The organism is Rhizobacter sp. P3_B12, assembly GCF_056402895.1.
In genome coordinates this window covers 1-4147 of the sequence record NZ_JBFUGN010000543.1, presented here as the reverse complement: position 1 = coordinate 4147, position 4147 = coordinate 1, and the positions used below count along the sequence as shown (strand labels likewise).

The window sequence follows — 4147 nt, the reverse complement described above, 5'->3', positions numbered from 1 at the left end:
CGCCGTTCACGAAGACGCTCGACAGCAGCCAGGCGCCGTTCTTCAAGTGGTTCGAGGACGGCACGCTGAACGTCTCGTACAACTGCCTGGACAAGCAGGTCGAGGCCGGCCTCGGCGACAAGACCGCGATCATCTTCGAGGCCGATGACGGTCAGGTGACGCGCGTCAGCTACCGCGACCTGCTCGCGAAGACCTGCCGCATGGCCAATGCGCTGAAGTCGCAGGGCGTCAAGAAGGGCGACCGCGTCGTCATCTACATGTCGATGTCGGTCGAGGGCGTGGTCGCGATGCAGGCCTGCGCGCGCATCGGCGCCACCCACTCGGTGGTGTTCGGCGGCTTCTCGGCGCAGAGCCTGCGCGACCGCATCGAGGATGCCGGCGCGGTGATGGTGATCACCGCCGACGAGCAGCTGCGCGGCGGCAAGCAGCTGCCGCTGAAGGCGATCGTCGACGACGCGATCGCGCTCGGCGGCTGCGACAGCGTCAAGAGCGTCATCGTCTACCAGCGCACCGGCGGCCAGATCGCATTCGATGCGTCGCGCGACCGCTGGATGCACGAGTTGACGGCCGCGCAGCCGGTCACCTGCGAACCCGAATGGGTCGGCGCCGAGCACCCGCTGTTCCTGCTGTACACCTCGGGCTCCACCGGCAAGCCCAAGGGCGTGCAGCACTCGACCGGCGGCTACCTGCTGCATGCGGCGCTGACGACGAAGTGGACCTTCGACCTGAAGCCCGACGACATCTTCTGGTGCACCGCCGACATCGGCTGGGTCACCGGCCACACCTACATCGCCTACGGGCCGCTCGCGCTGGGCGGCACCGAGATCGTGTTCGAGGGCGTGCCCACGTACCCCGACGCCGGCCGCTTCTGGCGCATGATCCAGGACCACAAGGTCAGCGTGTTCTACACCGCGCCGACGGCGATCCGCTCGCTGATCAAGGCGGCCGAGAGCAACGCAGCGGTGCACCCGCGCAACTACGACCTGGGTTCGCTGCGCATCCTCGGCTCGGTCGGCGAGCCGATCAACCCTGCGGCCTGGGAGTGGTACCACGAGCACATCGGCGGCGGCCGCTGCCCGATCGTCGACACCTTCTGGCAGACCGAGACCGGCGGCCACATGATCACGCCGCTGCCGGGCGCGACGCCGCTGGTGCCGGGCTCGTGCACGCTGCCGTTCCCCGGCATCATCGCCGCCGTGGTCGACGAGACCGGCAAGGACGTGCCGAACGGGCAGGGCGGCATCCTGGTCGTCAAGAAGCCGTGGCCATCGATGATCCGCACCATCTACGGCGACCCGGAGCGCTTCAAGAAGAGCTACTACCCGGCCGACTTCCAGGGCAAGTACTACCTGGCCGGCGACGGTGCGATCCGCGACGAGAAGACCGGCTATTTCACGATCACCGGCCGCATCGACGACGTGCTGAACGTCAGCGGGCACCGCATGGGCACGATGGAGATCGAGTCGGCGCTGGTGGGCTTCACCGAACTGGTCGCCGAAGCGGCGGTGGTCGGTCGCCCGGACGACACGACCGGCGAGGCGATCTGCGCGTTCGTCGTGCTGAAGCGCCCGCGCCCGAGCGGTGACGAAGCCAAGGCGATCGCGAAGCAGTTGCGCGACTGGGTCGGCAAGGAGATCGGCCCGATCGCGAAGCCGAAGGACATCCGCTTCGGCGACAACCTGCCGAAGACGCGCTCCGGCAAGATCATGCGCAGGCTGCTGCGCTCGGTGGCCAAGGGCGAGGCGGTGACGCAGGACACGAGCACGCTGGAGAACCCCGCGATCCTCGAGCAGCTCGGCCAGGCCTATTGAAGGCGGATCCGAGTCCCAAAAGAAAAGCCCCGCAGTGCGGGGCTTTTTGTCGATCGGCTGACGCCGATCACTTCAAGCTCAGGATCCACGTGACCAACTGCTTGGCTTCGGCGTCGGACACCTGCGTGTTCGCGGGCATCGGGACCGCGCCCCACGCGCCGGCGCCGCCCTTGATCACCTTCTGTGCCAGCTTGTCGACGGCGTCCTTCTGGCCGGCGTACTTCGCGGCGACATCCTTGTAGGACGGGCCGACCAGCTTCTTGTCGATGGCGTGGCAGGCCATGCAATTCTTCTTCTGCGCCAGCTCCGGGTTGGCGAAAGCCGGTGCGGCTGCCAGGGCGGAGAGGGCAACGATCAGCGAGAGCAGCGACTTCATGATTTCCTTCCGAAGGGGTGGGATACTGGAAACTCAACGAATTCTACGTGGCATGGTTGACCGTTGCCTCGCGTAGGACAAGGCAAAAGATCGAGGGACGCTCATGTATTTCGTCGTTTTGGGGGTGCTGCTGCTGGTGATGAAACTGGCCGAAGTGGGCCCGGCAGCCGAGTGGGGATGGATCGCGATCCTGTGGCCCTTCGGTGCGGCCATTGCCTGGTGGATCTTTGCCGATGCGACCGGCTACACCAAGCGCAAGGAAGTCGAGAAGATGGACGAGCGCGTCGCCAAGCGCCGCGAAGAGAGCCTGGCCAAGCTCGGCATGGACAAGCGCGGCCGCCGCAAGAAGCGCAAAGTCTGACGCCGCGCAAGTCGCCCCGCAGGGCAACTTGCCGGATCACCACCGTCGATCAGTTGTCCAGCACCGCCCCCTGGCTCGCGCTCGCGGCATTCTTGAAGAACTTCGCCATCACGCCGCGCGTGTAGCGCGGCTTCGGCGGCGTCCAGGCGGCACGGCGCTGCGCCAGCACCTCGTCGCTGACGTTCAACTGCAGCGTCAGCGTGTGGGCGTCGATCGTGATCGAGTCGCCTTCGTGCACCAGCGCGATGGTGCCGCCGGCGTAGGCCTCGGGCGCGACGTGCCCCACCACCATGCCCCAGGTGCCGCCGGAGAAGCGGCCGTCGGTGACCAGGCCGACCGATTCGCCCAGGCCCTGGCCGATCAGCGCGCCGGTCGGTGCCAGCATCTCGGGCATGCCCGGTCCGCCCTTCGGGCCGAGGTAGCGCAGCACCATCACGTCGCCGGCGACGATCTTGCGCGCCATGATCGCAGCCAGCGCCGACTGCTCGTCGTCGAACACCCGCGCCGGCCCGGTGATCACCGGGTTCTTCAGGCCGGTGATCTTCGCGACGCAGCCCTCGGGCGACAGGTTGCCCTTCAGGATCGCGAGGTGGCCCTCGGCGTACATCGGGTTGTCGATGGTGCGGATCACGTCCTGGTCGGCGCGCGGCACATCGGGAATGTCGGCCAGGTTCTCGGCCACCGTCTTGCCGGTGATCGTCATGCAGTCGCCGTGCAGCAGGCCGGCCTTCAGCAGCACCTTCATCACCTGCGGGATGCCGCCGGCACGGTGCAGGTCGACCGCCAGGTACCGGCCCGAGGGCTTCAGGTCGCACAGCACCGGCACCTTGCGGCGCACGCGCTCGAAGTCGTCGATGGTCCAGTCGACGCCGGCCGCATGCGCGATCGCGAGGAAGTGCAGCACCGCATTGGTCGAGCCGCCGGTGGCCATGATCACCGCCACCGCGTTCTCGATCGACTTCTTCGTGACGATGTCGCGCGGCTTCAGGTCGGCCTTCACCGCCTCGACCAGCACGCGCGCCGCCGCCTTCGCGGTGTTGGCGGTCTCGTCGTGCGGGTTGGCCATCGTGCTGCTGAAGGGCAGGGCCATGCCCAGCGCCTCGAACGACGAACTCATCGTGTTGGCGGTGTACATGCCGCCGCACGAGCCGCTGCCGGGGATCGCGCGGCGCTCGATCTCGCAGAAGTCTTCCTCGCTCATGTTGCCGGCGCTGAACTGGCCGACCGCCTCGAACACGCTGACGATGTTCAGGTCCTGGCCCTTGTAGCGCCCCGGCAGGATGGTGCCCCCGTAGACGTAGATCGCCGGCACGTTGGCGCGCAGCATGCCCATCATGCCGCCGGGCATGTTCTTGTCGCAGCCGCCGACCACCAGCACGCCGTCCATCCACTGGCCGCCGACGCAGGTCTCGATGCAATCGGCGATCACCTCGCGCGACACCAGGCTGTACTTCATGCCCTCGGTGCCCATCGCCATGCCGTCGCTGATGGTCGGCGTGCCGAAGATCTGCGCATTGCCGCCGGCTTCCTCGATGCCGGCCACCGCGGCGTCGGCCAGCTTCTGCAGGCCGGAGTTGCACGGCGTGATCGTCGAATGGC

General features: G+C 67.5%; 4 protein-coding genes. 2 read left to right on the top strand and 2 right to left on the bottom strand.

Annotated elements, in window-relative coordinates; translation table 11 throughout:
- On the top strand, positions 1-1811 hold a 1811-nt coding region (gene acs, locus AC1D01_RS23270; protein WP_477870523.1), incomplete at its 5' end, for an acetate--CoA ligase.
- A gap of 67 nt (positions 1812-1878) precedes the next feature.
- Here the strand turns inward: acs and AC1D01_RS23265 are convergent.
- Positions 1879-2187 carry a c-type cytochrome gene (locus tag AC1D01_RS23265; RefSeq protein WP_477870521.1) on the bottom strand — a complete coding sequence of 103 codons (309 nt, stop codon included), beginning with the start codon at positions 2185-2187 and terminating at the stop codon, positions 1879-1881.
- Between the two features lie 103 nt (positions 2188-2290).
- Here AC1D01_RS23265 and AC1D01_RS23260 point away from each other — a divergent pair, with 103 nt between their 5' ends.
- Positions 2291-2548: a TIGR04438 family Trp-rich protein gene (locus AC1D01_RS23260; protein ID WP_477870519.1), complete on the top strand. Its 258-nt coding sequence runs from the start codon at positions 2291-2293 to the stop codon at positions 2546-2548.
- Positions 2549-2597: 49 nt separating this feature from the next.
- Here AC1D01_RS23260 and ilvD read toward each other — a convergent pair.
- Positions 2598-4147: dihydroxy-acid dehydratase (gene ilvD / locus AC1D01_RS23255; RefSeq protein WP_477870517.1), on the bottom strand; the 1550-nt coding region annotated here is incomplete at its 5' end.